This is a genomic window from Pseudomonas sp. FW300-N2A2 (genome assembly GCF_017351735.1).
GTDB lineage: Bacteria > Pseudomonadota > Gammaproteobacteria > Pseudomonadales > Pseudomonadaceae > Aquipseudomonas > Aquipseudomonas migulae.
Genome location: NZ_JACNDU010000027.1, coordinates 1 through 22,305, shown reverse-complemented (window position 1 = coordinate 22,305; position 22,305 = coordinate 1). Strand labels below are relative to the sequence as shown.

16 protein-coding genes and 1 pseudogene are annotated in these 22,305 nt (G+C 60.0%); 12 read left to right on the top strand and 5 right to left on the bottom strand.

The genetic code is table 11. From position 1 onward, the window contains the following. The first annotated feature begins 195 nt into the window (after nt 1–195). Nucleotides 196–3,042 (top strand): RNA polymerase-associated protein RapA, encoded by a 2,847-nt coding sequence (rapA, locus tag J4E42_RS24005; RefSeq protein ID WP_008034221.1) that lies wholly within the window; start codon nt 196–198, stop codon nt 3,040–3,042. A 184-nt stretch (nt 3,043–3,226) separates the two neighbouring features. On the opposite strand, the gene J4E42_RS24000 is transcribed toward rapA, so the two are convergent. Continuing rightward, on the bottom strand, nt 3,227–4,576 hold the full coding sequence (locus J4E42_RS24000; protein WP_008043599.1) for an MFS transporter: 1,350 nt from the start codon (nt 4,574–4,576) through the stop codon (nt 3,227–3,229). 337 nt (nt 4,577–4,913) lie between these two features. On the opposite strand from J4E42_RS24000, the gene J4E42_RS23995 reads away from it, so the two are divergent. Continuing rightward, nucleotides 4,914–5,273: a YkgJ family cysteine cluster protein gene (locus J4E42_RS23995; protein ID WP_032829148.1), complete on the top strand. Its 360-nt coding sequence runs from the start codon at nt 4,914–4,916 to the stop codon at nt 5,271–5,273. A gap of 143 nt (nt 5,274–5,416) precedes the next feature. Further along, nucleotides 5,417–7,699 (top strand): bifunctional diguanylate cyclase/phosphodiesterase, encoded by a 2,283-nt coding sequence (locus tag J4E42_RS23990; RefSeq protein WP_207286328.1) that lies wholly within the window; start codon nt 5,417–5,419, stop codon nt 7,697–7,699. Here the strand turns inward: J4E42_RS23990 and J4E42_RS23985 are convergent. Then, entirely contained in the window at nt 7,590–8,486 is an 897-nt protein-coding gene (locus J4E42_RS23985) for an NAD(P)-dependent oxidoreductase (RefSeq protein WP_207286327.1), read from the bottom strand. The two genes, J4E42_RS23990 and J4E42_RS23985, sit on opposite strands and share 110 nt — an antisense overlap. Before the next feature lie 198 nt (nt 8,487–8,684). Here J4E42_RS23985 and J4E42_RS23980 point away from each other — a divergent pair, with 198 nt between their 5' ends. Further along, nucleotides 8,685–10,886, top strand: coding sequence for a hypothetical protein (locus J4E42_RS23980; protein ID WP_008034213.1), 2,202 nt, complete (start codon nt 8,685–8,687; stop codon nt 10,884–10,886). 1,098 nt (nt 10,887–11,984) lie between these two features. Here the strand turns inward: J4E42_RS23980 and J4E42_RS23975 are convergent. Continuing rightward, entirely contained in the window at nt 11,985–12,290 is a 306-nt protein-coding gene (locus J4E42_RS23975; protein WP_008043547.1) for a DUF2288 domain-containing protein, read from the bottom strand. A 340-nt stretch (nt 12,291–12,630) separates the two neighbouring features. On the opposite strand from J4E42_RS23975, the gene J4E42_RS23970 reads away from it, so the two are divergent. The 5 genes from J4E42_RS23970 to J4E42_RS23950 all read left to right on the top strand — a co-directional run bounded on the left by J4E42_RS23970 (nt 12,631) and on the right by J4E42_RS23950 (nt 17,633). Further along, nucleotides 12,631–13,758 (top strand): branched-chain amino acid ABC transporter substrate-binding protein, encoded by a 1,128-nt coding sequence (locus J4E42_RS23970; protein WP_192228640.1) that lies wholly within the window; start codon nt 12,631–12,633, stop codon nt 13,756–13,758. A gap of 232 nt (nt 13,759–13,990) precedes the next feature. Beyond that, entirely contained in the window at nt 13,991–14,914 is a 924-nt protein-coding gene (livH, locus tag J4E42_RS23965) for a high-affinity branched-chain amino acid ABC transporter permease LivH (RefSeq protein ID WP_008034378.1), read from the top strand. Continuing rightward, the gene (locus tag J4E42_RS23960; RefSeq protein ID WP_008034379.1) at nt 14,911–16,167 is read left to right on the top strand and encodes a high-affinity branched-chain amino acid ABC transporter permease LivM; all 1,257 of its coding nucleotides are present in this window, start codon (nt 14,911–14,913) and stop codon (nt 16,165–16,167) included. The genes livH and J4E42_RS23960 overlap by 4 nt, the downstream gene beginning before the upstream one ends. After that, the gene (livG, locus tag J4E42_RS23955) at nt 16,164–16,931 is read left to right on the top strand and encodes a high-affinity branched-chain amino acid ABC transporter ATP-binding protein LivG (RefSeq protein WP_008034380.1); all 768 of its coding nucleotides are present in this window, start codon (nt 16,164–16,166) and stop codon (nt 16,929–16,931) included. Before J4E42_RS23960 ends, livG begins: the two co-directional genes overlap by 4 nt. After that, on the top strand, nt 16,932–17,633 hold the full coding sequence (locus J4E42_RS23950; RefSeq protein WP_008034381.1) for an ABC transporter ATP-binding protein: 702 nt from the start codon (nt 16,932–16,934) through the stop codon (nt 17,631–17,633). It begins immediately after the preceding gene. A 185-nt stretch (nt 17,634–17,818) separates the two neighbouring features. Here the strand turns inward: J4E42_RS23950 and J4E42_RS23945 are convergent, their stop codons facing one another. Beyond that, nucleotides 17,819–18,727, bottom strand: a complete 909-nt coding sequence (locus J4E42_RS23945; protein WP_008034383.1) for a LysR family transcriptional regulator — start codon at nt 18,725–18,727, stop codon at nt 17,819–17,821. Between the two features lie 105 nt (nt 18,728–18,832). Between J4E42_RS23945 and J4E42_RS23940 the strand changes: the two genes are divergently transcribed. From J4E42_RS23940 to J4E42_RS23930, 3 genes are all read left to right on the top strand, one after another. After that, nucleotides 18,833–19,432, top strand: coding sequence for a short chain dehydrogenase (locus J4E42_RS23940; protein ID WP_008034386.1), 600 nt, complete (start codon nt 18,833–18,835; stop codon nt 19,430–19,432). 159 nt (nt 19,433–19,591) lie between these two features. Further along, entirely contained in the window at nt 19,592–20,245 is a 654-nt protein-coding gene (locus tag J4E42_RS23935) for a COG3650 family protein (protein ID WP_207286326.1), read from the top strand. A 95-nt stretch (nt 20,246–20,340) separates the two neighbouring features. Next, a complete protein-coding gene (locus tag J4E42_RS23930) occupies nt 20,341–21,954 on the top strand; it encodes an NAD(P)/FAD-dependent oxidoreductase (protein WP_207286325.1) in 1,614 nt (537 codons plus the stop codon). 134 nt (nt 21,955–22,088) lie between these two features. Here J4E42_RS23930 and J4E42_RS23925 read toward each other — a convergent pair. Further along, nucleotides 22,089–22,305 (bottom strand): annotated as a pseudogene (locus tag J4E42_RS23925) (PLP-dependent cysteine synthase family protein); the annotation flags it as partial.

The following is a 22,305-nucleotide window of genomic DNA, read 5'->3' as shown; positions in this document are numbered from 1 at the left end:
CTGTCGGCTGCGGGGATGGCGACTTGAGCCATCGGTCGCAAACTGTGACCGGATTGGCACTAACAAGTGCCCCGGCCCGCACACGTCTCAAGCGGTGGACTAACGTAAGACTGTGAGTTTTTCTGAGAGTCCTTTGGCCCTGAAGCCCTCATTCCGTTAAGATAGCCCGCTTTTTCAAGGTGGGAGTCAGGCAGCATGGCGCAGCAGTATCAACCGGGGCAACGCTGGATCAGTGACAGCGAAGCCGAGCTGGGTTTAGGCACCGTTCTGGCACAGGACGGCCGCTTGTTGACCGTGCTCTATCCGGCCACTGGCGAGACTCGCCAGTACGCGCTACGGAATGCGCCCCTCACCCGCGTGCGTTTTTCGCCGGGCGATTCGATCATTCACTTCGAAGGCTGGAAACTGACCGTACAGGAAGTCGACGACATCGACGGCCTGCTGATCTACCACGGCCTCAACGCGCAGAACGAAGTGGTCACCCTGCCGGAAACCCAGCTGTCGAACTTCATTCAGTTCCGACTGGCCAGCGACCGTTTGTTCGCCGGGCAGATCGACCCGCTGGCCTGGTTCTCCCTGCGCTACAACACCCTGGAACACACCAGCCGCCAGTTGCAATCCTCGCTCTGGGGCCTGGGCGGCGTGCGTGCGCAACCTATCGCGCACCAGCTGCACATCGCCCGTGAAGTCGCCGACCGCATTGCGCCGCGGGTATTGCTGGCAGACGAAGTGGGCCTGGGCAAAACCATCGAAGCCGGTCTGGTGATTCATCGCCAACTGCTCTCGGGCCGCGCCAACCGCGTGCTGATCCTGGTGCCGGAAAACCTGCAACACCAGTGGCTGGTGGAAATGCGCCGCCGCTTCAACCTGCAAGTCGCACTGTTCGACGAAGAACGCTTCATCGAAAGCGATGCCGCCAACCCGTTCGAGGACACCCAGCTCGCGTTGGTCGCCCTGGAATGGCTGGTGGAAGACGAAAAGGCTCAGGACGCGCTGTTCGCCGCCGGTTGGGACTTGATGGTCGTCGACGAAGCCCACCACCTGGTGTGGCACGAAGACAAGGCCAGCCCTGAGTACTCGCTGGTCGAACAGTTGGCCGAAGTCATTCCCGGCGTATTGCTGCTGACCGCCACCCCGGAACAACTGGGTCAGGACAGCCACTTCGCGCGCCTGCGCCTGCTCGACCCGAACCGTTTCCATGACCTGCACGCCTTCCGCGCCGAGAGCGAGAACTATCGCCCGGTGGCCGAAGCCGTTCAGGAGCTGCTCGACAAGGGGCGCCTGTCGCCTGAAGCGCACAAGACCATTCACGGTTTCCTCGGCAACGAAGGCGAAGCGCTGCTGAGCGCCGTCAATGATGGCGACACCGAAGCCAGTGCCCGCCTGGTCCGTGAACTGCTCGACCGCCACGGCACTGGCCGCGTGCTGTTCCGCAACACCCGCGCCGCCGTGCAGGGTTTCCCGGAGCGCAAACTGCACCCGTACCCGCTGCCGTGCCCCGACGAATACCTCGAACTGCCGCTGGGCGATCACGCCGAGCTGTACCCGGAAGTCAGCTTCCAGGCCCAGCCGGACGCCAACGAAGAAGAACGCTGGTGGAAATTCGACCCGCGCGTCGAGTGGCTGATCGACCAGCTGAAAATGCTCAAGCGCACCAAAGTGCTGGTGATCTGCGCCCACGCCGAAACCGCCATGGACCTGGAAGACGCCCTGCGCGTGCGTTCCGGTATTCCTGCGACGGTGTTCCACGAAGGCATGAACATCCTTGAGCGTGACCGCGCCGCCGCTTACTTCGCCGATGAAGAATTTGGCGCGCAAGTGCTGATCTGCTCGGAAATCGGCAGTGAAGGTCGCAACTTCCAGTTCTCGCACCACCTGGTGCTGTTCGATCTGCCGTCGCACCCGGACCTGCTGGAGCAGCGGATCGGTCGTCTCGACCGGATCGGCCAGAAGCACATCATCGAACTGCACGTGCCGTACCTCGAAACCAGCCCGCAAGAGCGCTTGTTCCAGTGGTACCACGAAGCGTTGAACGCTTTCCTCAACACCTGCCCGACCGGCAACGCCTTGCAGCATCAGTTCGGCCCGCGCCTGCTGCCGCTGCTGGAAAATGCCGACGACGGCGAGTGGCAAGCGCTGATCGACGAGGCTCGCACCGAGCGTGAGCGCCTGGAAGCCGAGCTGCACACTGGCCGTGACCGCTTGCTGGAACTCAATTCCGGCGGCGCGGGCGAAGGTGATGCACTGGTCGAGGACATCCTCGAGCAAGACGATCAGTTCACGCTGCCGATCTACATGGAAACCCTGTTCGACGCCTTTGGCATCGACAGCGAAGACCACTCGGAAAACGCCCTGATCCTCAAGCCGAGCGAAAAAATGCTCGACGCCAGCTTCCCGCTGGGCGACGACGAAGGCGTGACCATCACTTACGACCGCAACCAGGCGCTGTCTCGCGAAGACATGCAGTTCATCACCTGGGAACACCCGATGGTGCAAGGCGGCATGGACCTGGTGCTGTCCGGTTCGATGGGCAACACCGCCGTGGCGCTGATCAAGAACAAGGCGCTGAAACCGGGCACCGTGTTGCTGGAACTGCTCTACGTCAGCGAAGTGGTTGCACCGCGTTCGCTGCAACTGGGTCGTTACCTGCCGCCGGCCGCGCTGCGCTGCCTGCTCGATGCCAATGGCAACGACCTGTCGGCCCGCGTGTCGTTCGAGACCCTGAACGATCAACTGGAAAGCGTACCGCGTGCCAGCGCCAACAAGTTCATCCAGGCCCAGCGCGATCAGCTGACGCCACGGATCAACGCCGGTGAAGAGAAAATCTTCCCGCGTCACGCCGAGCGCGTGGCTGAGGCGCAACGTCGTCTCGCGGCTGATACCGATGAAGAACTGGCGCGCCTGACCGCGTTGCAAGCGGTCAACCCGACCGTTCGCGACAGCGAACTGGTTGCCCTGCGTAAACAACGTGAACAAGGTCTGGCGATGCTCGACAAGGCAGCGCTGCGACTGGAAGCGATTCGGGTATTGGTGGCGGGTTAATCGTCCTGCCCCACCTCGTGCAATGAAAAAGGCCCGCAGCGATGCGGGCCTTTTTTTGTCTCGGAAAAACCAGACAATCCCTGTAGGAGCCGGCTTGCCGGCGATGAGGCCCTTGAATTCGGCGGTGATTGTACGGGCGCCATCGCCGGCAAGCCGGCTCCTACAAGTCCAATATTCCAGTTTTTTAAGCGGTGACCGCCGGGATCTGCGGCTCAACCACCGCCACCAAGCCTTCCTTCATCCGCTTCGCATCCCGCACAAAACACCGCGACGCCATGAACAGGAACACCATCGTAAAGAACAGCGCTACCGGAATCAGGTACATCGCGTCATGCAGGCCAACAGCCTTGAACGCTTCGGTCATCTGTTCGGCGCCGGCCGCCAGCATCGCCGTGTGCGCAAAGTGATCGGACAAACCGCCCACCACCACCGGCCCCAATCCACCACCCAGCAAATACAGCCCGGCAAAGAACAACGCCATCGCCGTGGCCCGCAGGCGTGGTTCGACCACGTCCTGGATGGCCGTGTAAACGCAGGTGTAGAAGTTGTAGGCAAACAACCAGCCCAGACTGAACACCGCCACGAACACCCCGATCTCGATCCGCCCGGCATGCAACGCCCACGCGGTGCACACCGTCGAAACGATCAGGCTGAACGCCGCAAACAGCAGCCGACCATTGGCCACCCGCTGGTGAATCTTGTCTGCGACCCAGCCGCCCAACGTCAGGCCGAACAGCCCCGTCACGCCGACGATCACACCGGTCGCCACCGCCGCTTCGTGCAATGGCATCTGGAAGTAGCGTTGCAGCATCGGCACCAGGAAGGAGTTGCAGGCATAGGTCGCGAAGTTGAAGCACAGCCCCGCCATCACCAGCCACAGAAAGGTCGGCACCGCCAGCACCCGGCGGATCGGCCGGTCCACACGCTCCTGCGAGACCTGCACACTTTCCGCTGCGCCGCGTTTCGGTTCCTTGATGAAAAACATGAAGACCGCCAGGATCAGCCCCGGCACCGCCGCGATGAAGAACGGCGCGCGCCAGCTGTCGAACGCCTTGACCATCCAGCCGATGGTGAAGAATGCCAGCAGCAGGCCCAACGGCAGACCCAGCATGAAAATGCCCATCGCACGCGCACGGCGGTGGGCCGGAAACAGGTCGCCGATCAGCGAATTGGCGGCAGGTGCGTAACTGGCCTCACCGATACCGATGCCCATGCGCACGATCAGGAAACTCCAGAAACTGCCCACCAGCCCGTTGACCGCTGTCAGCCCGCTCCAGGCCGCCAGCCCCCAACCCATCAACTTGGCGCGCGAACCGGTATCGGCCATCCGCCCCAGCGGCAACCCGGCAATCGCATAGACGATGGTGAAGGCGGTACCGATGATGCCCAGCTGAAAGTCGCTAAGGTGCCATTCCATACGGATCGGCTCAATGATGATGGCCGGAATGGTGCGGTCGAAGAAATTGAACAGATTGGCCAGGAACAGCAGGAACAGAATGCGCCAGGCATTCGCCGCTTGGGTCGAGTTCTGCATGGGTCCGTCTCTTTTTATTGTTTTTGGGGCATCACTGTCCCCGGAACCTGCAATCTAGTCAGGCCCGGTGCAACTGTCTGTAATTATTCGTAAGGCTGATATCAACCCATGGCGCCAGTGGAGCCGGCTTGCAAGCGATGGCGATGCCACATTCAACATTCATGTGACTGATATACCGGTCGCATCGCCCGTCCCACAGTGGGTTGGTGGTGTTTTCCATGATCCGACCAACCGTTGAAAAATACCTCTGTGCCCCCCTTCCAAAGCCCGAGGCGAAGCCTAGAATAGCGGCCTTGTCTGCCACACCATGCCCCCATCCCTCCTTTGATTATCGCCCATGTCCGAAGCCAGTCCGTGTCTGAATTGCGGTGCCTGCTGTTCTCACTTTCGCGTGTCTTTTTTCTGGGGTGAATGCACCTCGGCCGGAGGTGTAGTGCCCGATGAACTGGTGGCGCCGATCAGCCCCAGCCGGGTGGCCATGCTCGGAACCGACTGCAAACCGACTCGTTGTGTCGGATTGGTCGGTGAAGTCGGCACCGCGGTGCAATGCTCGATTTACGACCAACGCTCCAGCACTTGCCGGGAGTTCGATGCTTCCTGGGCCAACGGCGAGGCGAATGTGGATTGCGATGCGGCACGAGCCGCCTTCGGGTTACCAGCGCTGCAACCCGATTTACCTTATGAGCAGATCGCCTGAGCCTTAGCCGTAAACGCTATAACACTTATGCCAAAATCATTAGTGCCAATGTGCCATCACCGCTGACGCTCTTTGTATGACCTCTATACTCCAAAGCATTCGCCAGCGTGCATGGCGCGGGCCGGGACAAGACGGGGCATGCTATGGAGTGGCTTGGTTTGCATTTTTTTACCGAGCTGACCGCGAACGGGCAAGTTGTCCTCAATTGCACACATGATCCTTTTCTGGTGCTGCTGGCCTATCTGGTCGCCTGTGTGGGCGGCTTCGCCACGCTGGACATGGCCGAACGGGTCGGGCATTCGGAAAACCCGGCGTCACAACGGCTGTGGCGCTGGATCGGCGCCGGGTGCCTGGCCGGCGGCATCTGGGCCATGCACTTCATCGGCATGCTGGCGTTCCAGGCGCCGGTCGAGATTCAATACGAACTGCCCGTCACCCTTGCCTCCCTGCTGATTGCCCTGTTCGCCTCGTGGCTGGCGATGCACACCCTCAGTCATCCTCACCTGAGCATCCGGCAGTACATCCAGGCGGCCATTTGCATTGGCCTGGGCATCGCGATCATGCATTACGTGGGCATGGCGGCGATGCGTTCGAATGCGATGACGTATTACGAACCGGTGCTGTTCATCCTTTCCATCGTCATCGCCATTGGCGCCAGCCTCGCGGCGCTGTTGCTGTCGAGTCGATTGCGCGAAGGCTCTGGCCTGCTCCATCAATTGGTCAAATTCAGCGCCAGCCTGGTGCTCGGGGCGGGCATTATCAGCATGCATTTCACTGGCATGGCCGCCTTCAGCCTGGTGCTGCCGACCGGCAGCCCGCTGACGTTGCCCGGTGACAACAATCACCTGCAACTGGGGCTGACGGTGGCGGTCATCACGCTGCTGATCATCGGCAGCAGCATCGGCGCAGCACTGGCGGACAAGAAACTGCAACACAAGGAACGCGACCTGCAACGGGTCAACACGCTGCTCGGCCAACTGGATCAGGCGCGCATGTCGCTGCAAGAAGTGGCGAACTATGACGCCCTGACCAACCTGATCAACCGCCGCGGCTTCAACCAGATTTTCGCCGAGAAGCTGCTCCAGAAAACCGATGAAGGCGGCATGCTCGCGGTGATGTTTCTGGACATCGACCACTTCAAGCGGATCAACGACAGCCTCGGCCACGACGCCGGCGACGAATTGCTCAAAGTCCTGGCCCAGCACATCAAGGGTTCGGTTCGCAGCCACGAAGATGTGGTGGCGCGTTTCGGCGGTGACGAGTTCTGCCTCCTCATCAGCCTGCGTGAACGCGAGGAAGCACGGGCCATGGCCCAGCGCATCATGCTGAAGATGAAGGAACCGATCGAGCTGTCCGGGCGGCGCATGGTCATGACCACCAGCATCGGCATCAGCCTGTTTCCGGAGGATGGCACCACCTGCGAGGAATTGCTGAAACACGCCGACCTGGCGCTGTACCAGTCCAAGGGCGGCGGCCGCAATGGCCTGAATTTCTTCAGCCCGAACCTGAAAACCCGAGCCACGCTGGAGCTGCAACTCGAAGAGGAACTGCGCCACGCCCTGCATGAAAACACCGGGCTGATCCTGCATTACCAACCGATTTTCGACTTGCAAACCGCACAGGTCAGCAAGCTGGAAGCGCTGGTCCGCTGGCAACATCCGGTTCACGGGCTGCTGACACCAGACCGCTTCATTGCCATCGCCGAGGCCAACGGGTTGATTGCCGAGCTGGACAATTGGGTTCTGCGCAAAGCCTGCGAGGACCTGAGCGAGTTGTCACGTCAGGGCTACGAAGAACTGCACATCGCCGTCAACTGCTCGCCGCTGAACCTGGCGCGCGAAGACCTCGCCGATGAAATCGAACACGCGTTGCGGGTTGCCGGAGTGGCGCCGCAGCGACTGGAACTGGAAGTGACCGAGAACGCGCTGATGGTCAACATCGCCAATTCGCTGGTGTTGTTGCGCCAGATCCGCGCCCTCGGCGTGTCGCTGTCGATCGACGAATTCGGCACCGGTTATTCCTCCCTCGCCTACCTCAAGCGCCTGCCGCTCAACTCGCTGAAGATCGATCGCTCGTTCATCCAGGACATTCCCAAGTCGACTCAGGACATGGAAATCGTTCAGGCGATTATCGTCATGGCTCACACCCTGCATTTGCAGGTGATCACCGAAGGCGTCGAAACCCTTGAGCAATACGAGTTTCTCCAGCGCAACGGCTGCGATTTCGTCCAGGGCTACCTGCTCAGCCGCCCGGTGCCGCTGGCGGAACTGCGTCCGGTGCTGAGTGAAATCAACCAGCGCCAACACGGGCACACGATCAGCCCGCTGAGTCCGGTTCGCGGTACAGCTGCACCAGGGTCGACGGATCTTTTTCCAGGAATCCCTGGCTACCATGCAACCGCATCAATTGTGCGGCCAATCCGCTGATGGGCGTGGCCGAACCTTGCTCACGGGAAAATTTCACCGCGGTATCGAGGTCCTTGAGCAGCGTGCGCACGTGCCATTTCACCGGTTCAAAACGGCTTTCGGCCATTTGCGGGGCGAGGATCTGCAACGGCTTTGAATCGGCAAAACCGCCGGCGAGCGCTTCGGCAATCAGGCTGGCCTGCACACCGGAACGTTCGGCCAGCGCCACGACTTCGGCGATGACCAGAGCGTTACAGGCAACGATCATCTGATTGCAGGCCTTGGTCACCTGCCCCGCCCCGACCGCGCCCATATGAGTGACACGTTGGCCGAGGCTGAGCAGAACAGGCCTGACACGCTCAAGGTCCGCCGCTTCGCCGCCCACCATGATCGCCAGGCTCCCGGCCTCGGCGCCGATAACGCCCCCGGACACCGGAGCATCCAGCCAGCGCATGCCGGTCTGGCTGGCCAACTGCGCCGACATTTCCCGCGTCGCGGTGGGTTCCAGGCTGGAAAAATCCACCAGCAACTGGCCGCTTTTCCCACCTTCAGCCACTCCGCCCGGACCAAACACCACCTCGCGCACCACGGCCGTGTCGGCCAGGCACAACATCAGCACATCGGCGTGCCGACACAGCTCGGCAGGCGTGGCAACTTGTCGCGCACCCGCCTCGACCAGCGGAGCACATTTGGCCGGATTACGGTTCCATACAGTCAGCGAAAACCCCGCAGCCAGCAGGCGCCGACACATCGGCAGGCCCATAAGGCCGATACCGGCAAAACCCAACGAAGGTAGGGTTGACATCATTTGGCCTCCTTTTTCATTAAAGATCGCCAAATATTGGCCGATTCATCATGACTAAGGAAAGGATTCCCCCGAGTGATGTTCAGGCCCAGTCCCTGACGCTTGGGCCCAATACGCGCTGAAAAAAGACGCGAGAACCCATCCGTGATGGTTTGACGACACGTTGTCGTCCAGCCAACCAGCCCAGGTACATGGCGCACAATGACTTCTAAAAACAATCCGGCCACTGCGATTTCCGATCTGACGCTGAGCCCCGCGGCGAACAGCCCCACGCCGTCGAAGCCATTGAGCCCCTCGCGCCCGTTGGCGACTCAGCAATACCTGTACTTCACCGAGACCAATACCGACCGCATCCTCGATAACCTCGACGGTCTGCGCGACATGGTGTTCCCGCGCCCGCCGCACCTGGAAGGCGATAACGAACAGCACAACGATCAGGAATTCCCGTCGGTGTGCCTGATCGGCCTCGGTCGCTGCGGCTCGAACATCGCGCTGGACGTCGCGGAGCTGGTGTACAACGCCCGCAAGTTCTACCTCAACGAATTCAACAACGAAGATCGCCTGTCGCCGGACAAGCGCTACGCGGAAAAGGGTTACAGCCCGGCCCAGTGGATCCGCAACAACCTGCGCCTGGGCCCGAACAAGGCCACCAAGCCGGTGTTCCTGGTCGAACCACTGGTAATGCTCGGCGACCTCGACAAAGACATCGCCGGTCGCATCCGTTTCTCGCGCAAAGGCGAAAAAAGCGGCTTCCTGCGCGACTACAGCAAAATGAAGATCATGGACTTGTCGGAAGTCCACGCCGGTGGCGCCGGTAACGCGCCGATCCTCGGTCAGTACCTGGCCAAGATCATCCTGAACAAGGACACCCAGCGTTTCTCCAGCCCGGACTGGAAAATGATTCACTCGTACCTGATCGACAGCTGCGGCATCAAGGCTAACCAGTCGCGCCTGTACTTCTCGATCTTCAGTGCCGGCGGCGGTACCGGTTCGGGCATGGCTTCGGAATTCGGCCTGGCCCAGCAGCACTCGTACATGAACAAGACGTTCGACACCAAGCCGATGGACGAGCACGACGGCAAAAGCGGTCATTCCTTCGTCTTCGAACCGATCTTCACCAGCGGCATCTGCGTGCTGCCGAACATTTCCGATCACCGCAGTGAAATGTCCGAGGCGCTGCACATCAACGCCGGTCGCCTGCTGTGCAAATACCTCTCGGAAGAATGGGACTTCTCCTACAACTTCGCCAACGAAGACAGCAGCGAAGCCAGCGTCATGGGCCGTATCCGCCCATGGAACGCGATGATGCTGATTTCCAACGACATCATGCGTTATGCCGAAGAAAGCGATGACGGCAACATCCAGAACATCGACGTCAACGCGATGGAAAAGCACGCCAACCAATACATTTCGCAGCAGATCTTCAACATTCTGACGGCGCAGGCGGTCACGACTGACTACGACCAGAACTATTTCCGTCGCGCCGGCATCGACATCGGCGAAACCATTCGCCTCGACGCCAACGACCTGTTCATGAGCCTGGCCGGCCCGGTGGCGATTGCCTACGCAGAATCCGTCGTGCCGGAAACCCCGCCGCCAAGCAGTGACAAGTTCAAGGTGTTCGAGAAAGAGCCGCAGCGCCTGAACATCGATGACCTGTTCTTCCGCTCCATCGACCTGCCGCACTTCAACAAAGTGACCCAGGCCATTGAAGGCATCAGCCTGCTGCCGATCGAGTCCAAGCGCTATCGCGCCTCGCTGGAGCAGTACAAGAATTCCGGTTACGACGCGGCCGCGTTGCACGACCTGCACTTCTTCAAGAACTGCTCGTCGGTGGTGTCGATTGTTTCGCTGCCAAAAGACTACAAGCTGTCGTACATGGACCTGAACCGGTTGAAGACTCACCTCAACAGCCTGTTCCCGAACACCACGCTCAAGCGTTATGCGCTGGTGATCGGCGCGTCGGCCAACTTGTCGCTGACCACCTTGATCGCCAAGAGCCCGTGCCTGTCGGACGACTTCCTGACGCTGATCGTGGCCTTCATCAAGCGCTGCTTCGCGAAGAACCCGTACCGCTTCGACGACACGCTGGACAACTCGATCCTCGACTTCATCATCAACGAAGACTTCAACGAAGAGCTGATCGACGACTTGCTGAACGAGTTCGAGAACCCGGCGAAGATCCTCGATACCAACTGGTATGCGATCAAACCGATGTACGAGAAGAAGTACCGCGAGCTGATCAACGACAAGGAAAAATTTGTCTCGATCAATGACATTCGCCTGTCGCGCGATTGCGTGAAAAAGGCGATCAAGTACCTGCGCGAGATCTACCGTCACCGGATTGGCAAGACCAAGGTTATTTCGCTTAATAACCACACGGGCAAGACGTTTACCGTCTGATCTGATGCCGCTCCTCAGGCTTTTAGATTCAAGCTTGGGGGGCATATCCGTTTTTTGGGTGATGGCTGATATTGGTTTCGCCCTTACGGCGAGTTACTTGGAAGAGCGCCAAGTAACCAAGCGCTCTTGCCCCACCACTTGGCACCTCGCCTAGGCTCGGTGTGCCCTCAACTCCGGCATTGCTCCGCGGGTCGCCGCGATGGGCCATCCCTGGCCCAGCGCGGCTAAACCGGCATCCTTGCCGGTTTCCCCGCTGCGCAATGCCTGCGTTCGGCCAGCGTGGTTAACGGGGCGCTTGCGATCAAAATCAAAATCAAAATCAAAATCAAAAACGAAGCGGCCTCTGGGCCGACCGGGGCGTCAAGCGGGCGCGCTGCGCTTGTTTGACCGTGCTGACGCCGCTCCCATGTAGGAGCGAGCCTGCTCGCGAAAAACGCCCAGCCACCGCGCACATTCAGGCAGCCCGCGTCATCGTTAACGTCCATCGCCAGCAAGCCGGCTCCTACAGGGGATTGGTGTACAAGTCCGGAATGAGTGTACGAAACAAAGAAGGACAACGCGGACCACCAAAGAGCCAGGTCGGCTTTAAGGCCGCCTCGCGCGCTGTTGATCTGGCTTTTGAATTTGATCTGCTTGCCCCATGGGGAGGCCGAGTGGAGGTTCTGCGCAGTGGGCAACCCGGCATGGATGCCGGGTTAGCCGCCCCCGGCCATGGATGGCCGATGGCGGCGGGCCCACGGAGCAGGACCGGAGCGAGGGTATGCCGAGCCATGGCGAGGCACCGGACGAAAGGGGCAAGAGCCCTTGGTTACTTGGGGCTTTTCCAAGTGACTCGCCGTAAGGGCGAAACCATTAGCAGCCGTTACCGCAGCAATGGATATGTACACAACCCACGCCTCCCAGCCTGAATAGCCCCCCAAATCCAACATCCAGAAACAATTAAGCAGCCCATCGGCTGCTCAATAAACTGTGCCCGTTACGTTTACGTCACCGTTATGCCAACTCCGCCTGTGGCCTTTCTCTACGGCAACATGCCATCACGCTACTCGGCTACACACTTTTCCCCGGCGAAGCGACGCACTCATTCGGTGCACAACTTCACTTCGTCGCCCTTTCCTGGATCAGAATCCACGGCGAAACCACCACTGCCCACAACTCCGGATCACGTTCGAAAAGATCCAGCGCCCGCGTTTCAGACAGCTTGGCGACCGTGTCGGCGGCCAGCCAGGCAGCCACTTTCGTCCCTTCGTCCGTCGCCACAGCCTCGGCCACCGCGATCAAATCCAGACCGGGATCGACCCACAATAGGGCACCCTTGGCGAAGAAGGGCTCCAGCTCCTTCCAGGTAATAGATGCGGTTTCACCAAGCAGCTTGGCATAGAGGGTGCTAGGTTCTTGAGTCATGGGTCCTGTCCGGAAAAGAAATCGACGTGGATGATAACGTCGGTGGTCAGGCAGAAAAACCCGGATGCAATTGAGTTACCGATTGAAAACTGCAGGAAAGCCAAGGATTGCTGAGAATTCAGCTACAACCCCCGCCGCAATTCTGTCTTTTTCTTTCAAAAAAGCGACACCCTCAGGTTTTGCCCCCCGGCGCTGCCTTCCCAGGCTAACAATCGGCGCTCTACACTGTACCGGTACAGTTGCCGGGGGCATTTTCCGGAGGATATTCGAAGATATCTGACCCGGTTCTGCTGCTACGGCGCCAGGACTATAAAAACTACAACAGTAAGAGTGGAGCACTATGACTAAGGCTACTAAGCAGATTTCCAAACTGTTTGCCGCTATGGTTCTGGCCGGGGTTGCCAGCCATTCGTTCGCAGCTGACACCATCAAGATCGGCATCGCCGGCCCTAAAACCGGCCCTGTAGCCCAATACGGCGACATGCAGTTCAGTGGCGCCAAAATGGCCATCGAACAGATCAACGCCAAGGGCGGCGTAGACGGCAAGAAACTCGAAGCCGTTGAATACGATGACGCCTGTGATCCAAAACAAGCTGTGGCTGTAGCGAACAAGGTCGTCAACGACGGCGTCAAGTTCGTAGTCGGTCACCTGTGCTCCAGCTCCACTCAACCGGCTTCGGACATCTACGAAGACGAAGGCGTGATCATGATCACCCCGGCTGCCACCAGCCCGGACATCACCAATCGCGGTTACAAAATGATCTTCCGTACTATCGGTCTGGACAGCGCCCAGGGCCCTGCCGCCGGTAACTACATTGCCGACTTCGTAAAACCGAAGATCGTTGCTGTCCTGCACGACAAACAGCAATACGGTGAAGGCATCGCCAGTGCCGTGAAGAAAACCCTGGAAGGCAAAGGCGTCAAGGTTGCCGTGTTCGAAGGCATCAACGCCGGCGACAAAGACTTCTCTTCGATGGTCTCCAAGCTCAAGCAAGCCAACGTCGACTTCGTCTACTACGGCGGCTACCACCCGGAGCTGGGTCTGATCCTGCGTCAATCCCAGGAAAAAGGCCTGAAAGCCAAGTTCATGGGTCCGGAAGGCGTGGGTAACGACTCCATTTCGCAGATCGCCAAGGAAGCTTCCGAAGGCCTGCTGGTGACCCTGCCGAAATCCTTCGACCAGGATCCTGCCAACATCGCCCTGGCTGACGCGTTCAAAGCGAAGAAAGAAGACCCGAGCGGTCCGTTCGTGTTCCCGGCCTACTCGGCGGTGACTGTAATTGCCGATGGTATCAAGGCTGCCAAGTCCGAAGACTCCGCCAAAGTGGCTGAAGCCATCCACAAAGGCACCTTCAAGACCCCTACCGGCGACCTGAGCTTCGACGACAAGGGCGACCTGAAAGACTTCAAATTTGTGGTTTACGAGTGGCACTTCGGCAAACCAAAAACTGAAGCCAAGCCTCAGTAAGGCGTTGCCTGACTGACTGCCAATAAAGCCCACGGCGTGCCGTGGGCTTTGTTTTACGAACGTATTGGGCCGCGCTGGCGTGATCCGCCAGTCTCCCCACCTGAAAATCTCAAAACCGTCATCAGCGGTTCGCTGGCAAACCTCGCGTTCGAAGTGGATGCAGATCCACGGGGCTCGAGCGGGAAAATGACTCCACCAGTGAAATGCGTATCAGGTTTTTAGGAGCGCTGTAATGCCTGACATCTATCACTTCTTCCAACAGCTGGTTAATGGTCTGACCATTGGCAGCACGTATGCCCTGATCGCCATCGGCTATACGATGGTTTACGGCATCATTGGAATGATCAACTTCGCCCACGGCGAGGTGTACATGATCGGTTCCTACGTGGCGTTCATCGCCATTGCGGGCCTGTCCATGATGGGACTCGACAGTGTTCCGCTGTTGATGACCGCCGCTTTCCTCGCGACCATCGTCGTGACCAGTGCCTACGGTTACAGCATCGAACGGATTGCCTACCGCCCCTTGCGCGGCAGCAACCGTCTGATCCCGCTGATTTCCGCCATCGGCATGTCGATTTTCCTGCAGAACACGGTTCTGCTGGCGCAAGACTCCAAGGACAAATCCATCCCCAACCTGATCCCCGGCAACTTCGCCATCGGGCCAGGTGGCGCACATGAAGTGCTGATTTCCTACATGCAAATCGTGGTGTTCGTGGTGACCCTGATCGCCATGCTCGGCCTGACGCTGTTCATCTCCCGCTCTCGCCTGGGTCGCGCCTGCCGCGCCTGTGCCGAAGACATCAAGATGGCCAACCTGCTGGGTATCAACACCAACAACATCATCGCCCTGACCTTCGTCATCGGTGCCGCACTGGCGGCCATCGCGGCCGTGCTGCTGAGCATGCAATATGGCGTGATCAACCCGAACGCCGGTTTCCTGGTCGGCCTCAAGGCCTTCACCGCAGCGGTACTCGGCGGTATCGGCAGCATCCCCGGCGCCATGCTCGGCGGGATCGTGCTTGGGGTGGCGGAAGCCTTCGGTGCCGATATCTTCGGCGACCAGTACAAGGACGTCGTGGCGTTCGGCCTATTGGTTCTGGTGTTGTTGTTCCGGCCTACCGGCCTGTTGGGCCGTCCGGAGGTTGAAAAAGTATGACTAGGAATCTTAAACAGGCGTTGTTCAGCGCCTTGCTGGTGTGGGCCGTTGCCTACCCGGTACTCGGTCTGAAGCTGACCATTGTCGGCATCAACCTCGAAGTCCATGGCACCAGCACTGCAACGCTGATCACCATCGCCGTGTGCTCGGTACTGATGTTCCTGCGGGTGCTGTTCGACCAGCAGATCAGCTCGGCCTGGAAATCCTCGCCCAACCTGCCGGTGATGCCGGCCAAGGCCAGTAATTTCCTGACCCTGCCGACCACCCAACGCTGGATCATCATCGCGCTGATCGTCGGCGCGCTGGTCTGGCCGTTCTTCGGTTCTCGCGGTGCGGTGGATATCGCCACGCTGGTGCTGATCTACGTGATGCTCGGCCTGGGCCTGAACATCGTGGTCGGTCTGGCCGGCCTGCTCGACCTCGGTTACGTCGGCTTCTATGCCGTCGGCGCCTACAGCTACGCGCTGCTGTCGCACTACTACGGCTTGAGCTTCTGGATCTGCCTGCCGATCGCCGGCCTGATGGCGGCCACTTTCGGCTTCCTGCTCGGTTTCCCGGTCCTGCGTCTGCGCGGTGACTACCTGGCGATCGTGACCCTGGGCTTCGGCGAAATCATCCGTCTGTTCCTGCGTAACCTGACCGACATCACCGGTGGTCCGAACGGCATCAGCAACATCGAGAAACCGACGTTCTTCGGCCTGACTTTCGAACGCAAAGCGGCCGAAGGCCTGCAGACGTTCCACGAGTACTTCGGCCTGGAATACAACTCGATCAACAAGGTGATCTTTCTTTACCTGGTCGCGCTGTTCCTCGCGCTGTTTGCGCTGTTCGTCATCAACCGCTTGCTGCGCATGCCCCTGGGCCGCGCCTGGGAAGCGTTGCGTGAAGACGAAATCGCCTGCCGTGCTCTGGGTCTGAACCCGACGATCATCAAGCTCTCGGCTTTCACCCTCGGCGCGTGCTTCGCCGGTTTCGCGGGCAGCTTCTTCGCCGCGCGTCAGGGCCTGGTCACACCGGAGTCCTTCACCTTCATCGAGTCGGCGACCATCCTCGCCATCGTGGTGCTGGGTGGCATGGGCTCGCAGCTGGGCGTCGTACTCGCCGCCACGGTGATGATCCTGTTGCCGGAAATGATGCGTGAGTTCAGTGAATACCGCATGTTGATGTTCGGCGCCTTGATGGTGCTGATGATGATCTGGCGTCCTCAAGGTCTGCTGCCCATGCAACGTCCTCACATGGAGCTGCGCAAATGAGCCGCGAGATCCTTAAAGTCGAAAACCTGAGCATGCGCTTCGGCGGCTTGCTGGCCGTCAATGGCGTAGCCCTGAGCGTGAAAGAGAAACAGGTCGTGGCACTGATCGGCCCCAACGGCGCCGGCAAGACCACCGTGTTCAACTGCCTGACCGGTTTCTACAAGCCGAGCGGCGGCAGCATCATGCTGGACGGCGAGCCGATCGAAGGCCTGCCCGGCCACAAGATCGCCCTCAAAGGCGTGGTGCGCACCTTCCAGAACGTGCGGCTGTTCAAGGACATGACGGCGGTCGAGAACCTCTTGATCGCCCAGCACCGTCACCTGAACACCAACTTCCTGGCGGGCCTGTTCAAGACCCCGGGCTTCCGCAAAAGCGAACGCGAAGCCATGGAGTTCGCCGAGTACTGGCTGGACAAGGTCAACCTCAAGGCGTTTGCCAACCGTCCGGCCGGCACCCTGGCCTACGGTCAGCAACGTCGCCTGGAAATCGCTCGGTGCATGATGACCCGCCCGCGGATCCTCATGCTCGACGAACCGGCTGCCGGCCTGAACCCGAAGGAAACCGAGGATCTCAAGGCGCTGATCAGCATGCTGCGTGAAGAGCACAACGTCACCGTGCTACTGATCGAACATGACATGAAACTGGTCATGAGCATTTCCGACCACATCGTCGTGATCAACCAGGGCACGCCTCTGGCCGACGGTACGCCGGAACAGATCCGCGACAATCCTGAAGTGATCAAAGCCTACCTGGGGGAAGCGTAAATGCTGCAATTCGAAAACGTTTCCACCTTCTACGGCAAGATCCAGGCGCTGCACAGCGTCAACGTCGAAGTCCGTCAGGGCGAGATCGTGACCCTGATCGGTGCCAACGGCGCCGGCAAGTCGACCCTGCTGATGACCCTCTGCGGTTCGCCGCAAGCCCACAGCGGCAGCATCCGCTACATGGGCGAAGAGCTCGTCGGCCAGAGTTCGTCGCAGATCATGCGCAAGAGCATCGCCGTCGTGCCGGAAGGTCGTCGGGTGTTTGCTCGCCTGACCGTAGAAGAAAACCTCTCCATGGGTGGCTTCTTCACTGAAAAGGGCGATTACCAGGAACAGATGGACAAGGTCCTCGGACTTTTCCCACGCCTGAAAGAGCGTTTCAATCAGCGCGGCGGCACCATGTCCGGCGGCGAACAGCAAATGCTCGCCATCGGCCGTGCGCTGATGAGCAAGCCCAAGCTGCTGCTGCTCGACGAGCCTTCGCTGGGTCTGGCGCCGATCATCATCCAGCAGATCTTCGACATCATCGAACAGCTGCGCAAGGATGGCGTGACGGTGTTCCTGGTCGAGCAAAACGCCAACCAGGCGCTGAAAATCGCTGACCGCGCGTACGTTCTGGAGAACGGCCGCGTGGTGATGCAAGGCACCGGTGAAGCGCTGCTGACCGACCCGAAAGTGCGCGAAGCGTACCTCGGTGGTTAAGCGTTCGCGGTAAACAAAAAACGGCCTTCGGGCCGTTTTTTTGTGTCTGCCCCCAATCCCCCGAACAACGAAATCCCCCTGTAGGAGCCGGCTTGCTGGCGATGGCGGTGTATCAGTCAGCATCTCTGTTGAATGTTATACCGCGATCGCCAGCAAGCCGGCTCCTACAGGGACCGTGTGATGGCTCACAGCCTGTCCAACGCCTCCCCACTGCGCTTGAACCAGCCAATCAAGTAATCCGCCAGCACCTGCGTGCGCTTGGGCAACCCACCCTGATACGGATGCACCAAATACATCGGCATGCGACGCGTCTGATAATCGCGCAGGAGCCAGCGCAAACGGCCGTCAGCCAATTCGGCCTGCAACAGGTAGGACGGCAGACGCGCAATGCCGGCGCCCGCCAGCGCGGCTTTTTTGAGCAGGCTGTAATGATTGCTGGCGAACGGCCCAGATACACGCACCCGCAATAATTCGTGCTGTTGGTGATACAGCCATTCTTCGCGGCCGCTGTAGTGGCTGTTGAGCAAACACTGGTGCTCAGCCAGGGACTGTGGGGTCAGCGGTTCGCCGTGTTGCTCAAGGTAAGCCGGGCTGGCGCAGGTCAGTTCGTGCCAGGCCAACAGCGGTCGCGCCACCAGACGCTCGTCATTGCCGACGTCGGAGCGAACCGCCAGATCAAAACCGTCGCGGGACAAGTCACGGTAATTGTTGCTGAGGTCGAGCTCGATCTGCACCTGCGGGTACTTGTGGGAAAACTCCAGCAGCAAGCCATCGAAGAAGGTTTCTCCCAACGATACCGGAACCGTCATACGCACCGGCCCTGCCATATCGTCCTTCAACCGCGCCAATGCCTGACGCGCCCGTTCCACTTGCACCACCAGCGCCTGGGCTTGCGGCAACAGCGCCGCCCCCGCCGCCGTCAGGCTCAAGCGGCGGGTGGTGCGTTGCAGCAGCACCACGGAAAACCGCGTCTCCAACAGGCTGATGCGCTTGGACAACTGGCCCTTGCTGCAACCCAGTTGTTGCGCCGCCAAGGTGAAACTGCCCGCTTCAATCAGCACTGCAAACGCCGCCAGATCATCCATCTCGCTCATGGATTGTTTCCATTAGAAAACCAAAGGTTGCCTATTAGCGCGCTTATCCGCAGAAAAAACCACTCTAGACTGAAGCCACTTTCAACACACATGAGGATCAACAACATGAAAATTCTTTTGATTGGCGCAGGCGGCACCATCGGTTCGGCGATCGACAAGGAGTTGTCCGAGCGTCACGAGGTCATCCGCATCGGTCGCAACAGCGGCGACTTCCAAGTGGATATCAGCGACAGCGCCTCGATTCGCAAACTGTTCGAACAGACCGGCAAGTTCGACGCACTGGTTTGCGCGGCGGGCAACGTGACCTTCGCACCACTGAACGAAATGACCGCCGACAGTTTCACCCTCGGCCTGAACGACAAGCTGATGGGCCAGGTCAACCTGCTGCTGATCGGTCGCGAATTCGCCAATGACGGCGCATCGTTCACCTTCACCACCGGCGTGCTCAGCCACGACCCGATCCGCAGCGGTGCTTCGGCCGCACTGGTCAACGGTGCCATCGACAGCTTCGTGCGTGCCGCAGCGATCGAACTGCCGCGCGGCCTGCGGGTGAACTCGGTGAGCCCGAATGTCCTGGTTGAAGCGATGGGCAAATACGCGCCGTATTTCCGCGGCTTCAAACCGGTTCCGGCTGTCGATGTGGCACTGGCCTACGCCAAAAGCGTCGAAGGCCTGCAAACCGGTCAGACCTTTCACGTCGGCTGAACAACACAATCCGTAGGAGCACGGCTTGCCGGCGAAGGCGTCCGTAAGATCGCCTTCGCCAGCAAGCTGTGCTCCTACAGGTGGACCAACACACCTCGGCGGGGTTGTGATGAACGGTCAGGCTGCGTAACGTGGCGGCTCTTGTCTGGAGAGCCAAAGATGCGTGTTGCCCGTTCCTTAGTCCTTGTTGCCGTGCTTCCACTGTTCGCGGCCTGTCAGTTGTTCGATGGCCCGCATGAAAGTGCCTCCCACGTGGGCCAGACCCGAATGCAGGGTCAGTTGACGGCAGCCGACGGCAAGCTGTTGTTCCAGCCGTGCAATGAGCAGCGCAGTTTCGTGGTCAACGACACCGGCGGCACCAGCGTCCTGCAAGAGGCCGCAAGCCTCGCCAATGCGCAAGGCAAGCTGTTCGCTGACGTTCGCGGGCGGATCGTCGACAGCCGCCTCGATCTGGAGCAGTTGTACCGCGTCGAGCGCTCGGGCACCGCCTGCGGCGATCCAAATTTCAAACCGTTGATCCTGCGCGCCGCCGGCCACGGGCCCGAGTGGAACGTCAAGGTCAGTGGCAAAGGCATGGTCGTCGACCGTGCGGGCCAACCGCCCCTGGCCGTCCCTTATGTTGAAGAGCAACTGGGCGATGGCCGCTTCAACCTCAGCACCGAAGCCAATAACCAGCACATCGAACTGTGGGTCGCACCGCAACGTTGCGTCGACAGCAGCACCGGCAGTGTTCAACACATGAGCGCCGAACTGCGCATTGATGGCCAGGTTCAGCGTGGTTGCGGGTATTTCGGCGGATCGCGCGACGACTGATCGTTTAAGCCTCACGGGACTCGGCTTTTGGGGCTTATAATCGCCGCCTTCAAACGCCTTGGCGCAGTTGTGCGCCCCGCGAACCGGATCCCGTCATGTTACGAATCACTGAACTCAAGCTGCCGATCGACCATCCCGAAGAAGACCTGCGCCCTGCCATCGTGCAGCGCCTGGGTATCGCCAGTGATGACCTGCTCGATTTCACCTTGTTCAAGCGCAGCTACGATGCGCGCAAAAAATCCTCCGAACTGTGCTTCATCTACACCATCGACCTCACCGCGAAGGATGAGGCGGCGTTGCTGCACAAATTCGCCGATGACCGTAACGTCAACGAGGCGCCGGATGTCAGCTACAAAGTGGTCGGCCAGGCGCCGGCCGATCTGCAGCAACGCCCGGTTGTCGTAGGTTTCGGGCCGTGCGGGATTTTCGCCGGGCTGCTGCTCGCGCAAATGGGCTTCAAGCCGATCATCCTCGAGCGCGGCACCGAAGTGCGCCAGCGCACCAAGGACACCTGGGGCCTGTGGCGTAAAAGCGTGCTCAACCCCGAGTCCAACGTGCAATTTGGTGAAGGCGGCGCGGGGACGTTCTCCGACGGCAAGCTCTACAGCCAGATCAAGGACCCGAAATTCATCGGGCGCAAAGTTCTGCATGAGTTCGTCAAAGCCGGTGCGCCGGAAGAAATCCTCTACGTCAGCAAACCGCACATCGGTACGTTCCGTCTGACGGGCGTTGTGGAAAACATGCGTGAGCAGATCCGTGCACTGGGCGGCGAAGTACGCTTCCAACAGCGCGTCACCGACGTGTTGATCGAGGACGGTCAATTGGTTGGCGTCGAGCTCAACGGCGGCGAACAGATCCATTCGAAGCACGTGATTCTGGCCCTCGGCCACAGCGCCCGCGACACTTTCCGCATGCTGCACGGCCGTGGCGTGTTCATGGAAGCCAAGCCGTTCTCGGTGGGTTTCCGTATCGAACACCCGCAGTCGCTGATCGACCGCGCGCGCCTGGGCAAGTACGCCGGCCACCCGAAACTGGGTGCCGCCGACTACAAACTGGTGCACCACGCCAAGAACGGTCGCTCGGTCTACAGCTTCTGCATGTGCCCGGGCGGCACGGTGGTCGCGGCGACCTCCGAGCCGAATCGCGTCGTGACCAACGGCATGAGCCAGTACTCGCGTAACGAGCGCAACGCCAACTCCGGGATCGTCGTCGGGATCACCCCGGAAGTCGATTATCCGGGCGGCCCGCTGGCCGGTATCGAGTTGCAGGAACGCCTGGAATCCCACGCCTTTGTGCTGGGTGGCAGCAACTACGAAGCGCCGGCACAGTTGGTTGGCGATTTCATCGCGGGCAAACCGTCCACCGAGCTGGGCAGCGTTGAACCGTCCTACAAGCCCGGTGTTGCACTGGGTGATTTGGCGCTGGCCTTGCCGGCATTCGCCATCGAAGCCATTCGCGAAGCCTTGCCGGCGTTCGAGAAGCAGATTCGCGGCTACTCGCTGCATGACGCGGTGTTGACCGGGATCGAGACGCGCACGTCGTCACCGTTGCGGATCACCCGTAACGAGTCGATGCAGAGCCTGAACGTGAAGGGCTTGTTCCCGGCGGGTGAAGGCGCGGGTTATGCGGGCGGGATTCTGTCGGCGGGTGTCGATGGCATTCGCATCGCTGAAGCCGTGGCCCGCGATATCCTCGGCCTCGAGGCCTGACCGGCAATTTCTGAAACAATGCAGAACCCTGTGGGAGCGAGCCTGCTCGCGATGACGGCTGAACATTCAACTGAGATGTTGACTGGTCTACCGCTATCGCGAGCAGGCTCGCTCCCACATTGGATTTCGGTGTGTCAGATGTTGGCGCGCAGCACGGTCGCTGGAAGCGGCTCGCCGCGCTCGACACTCGCTGCCACCGCCGCCATCAACCCACTCAACTCATACCCCTGCGCCTTGAGCCAGGCCTGATCGTAATAACTGGTCTCATAGCGCTCGCCGCCATCGCACAGAATCGCCACGATCGACCCCGTTTCCCCCGCCGCCACCATCTGTTGCGCCGCCATCAACGCA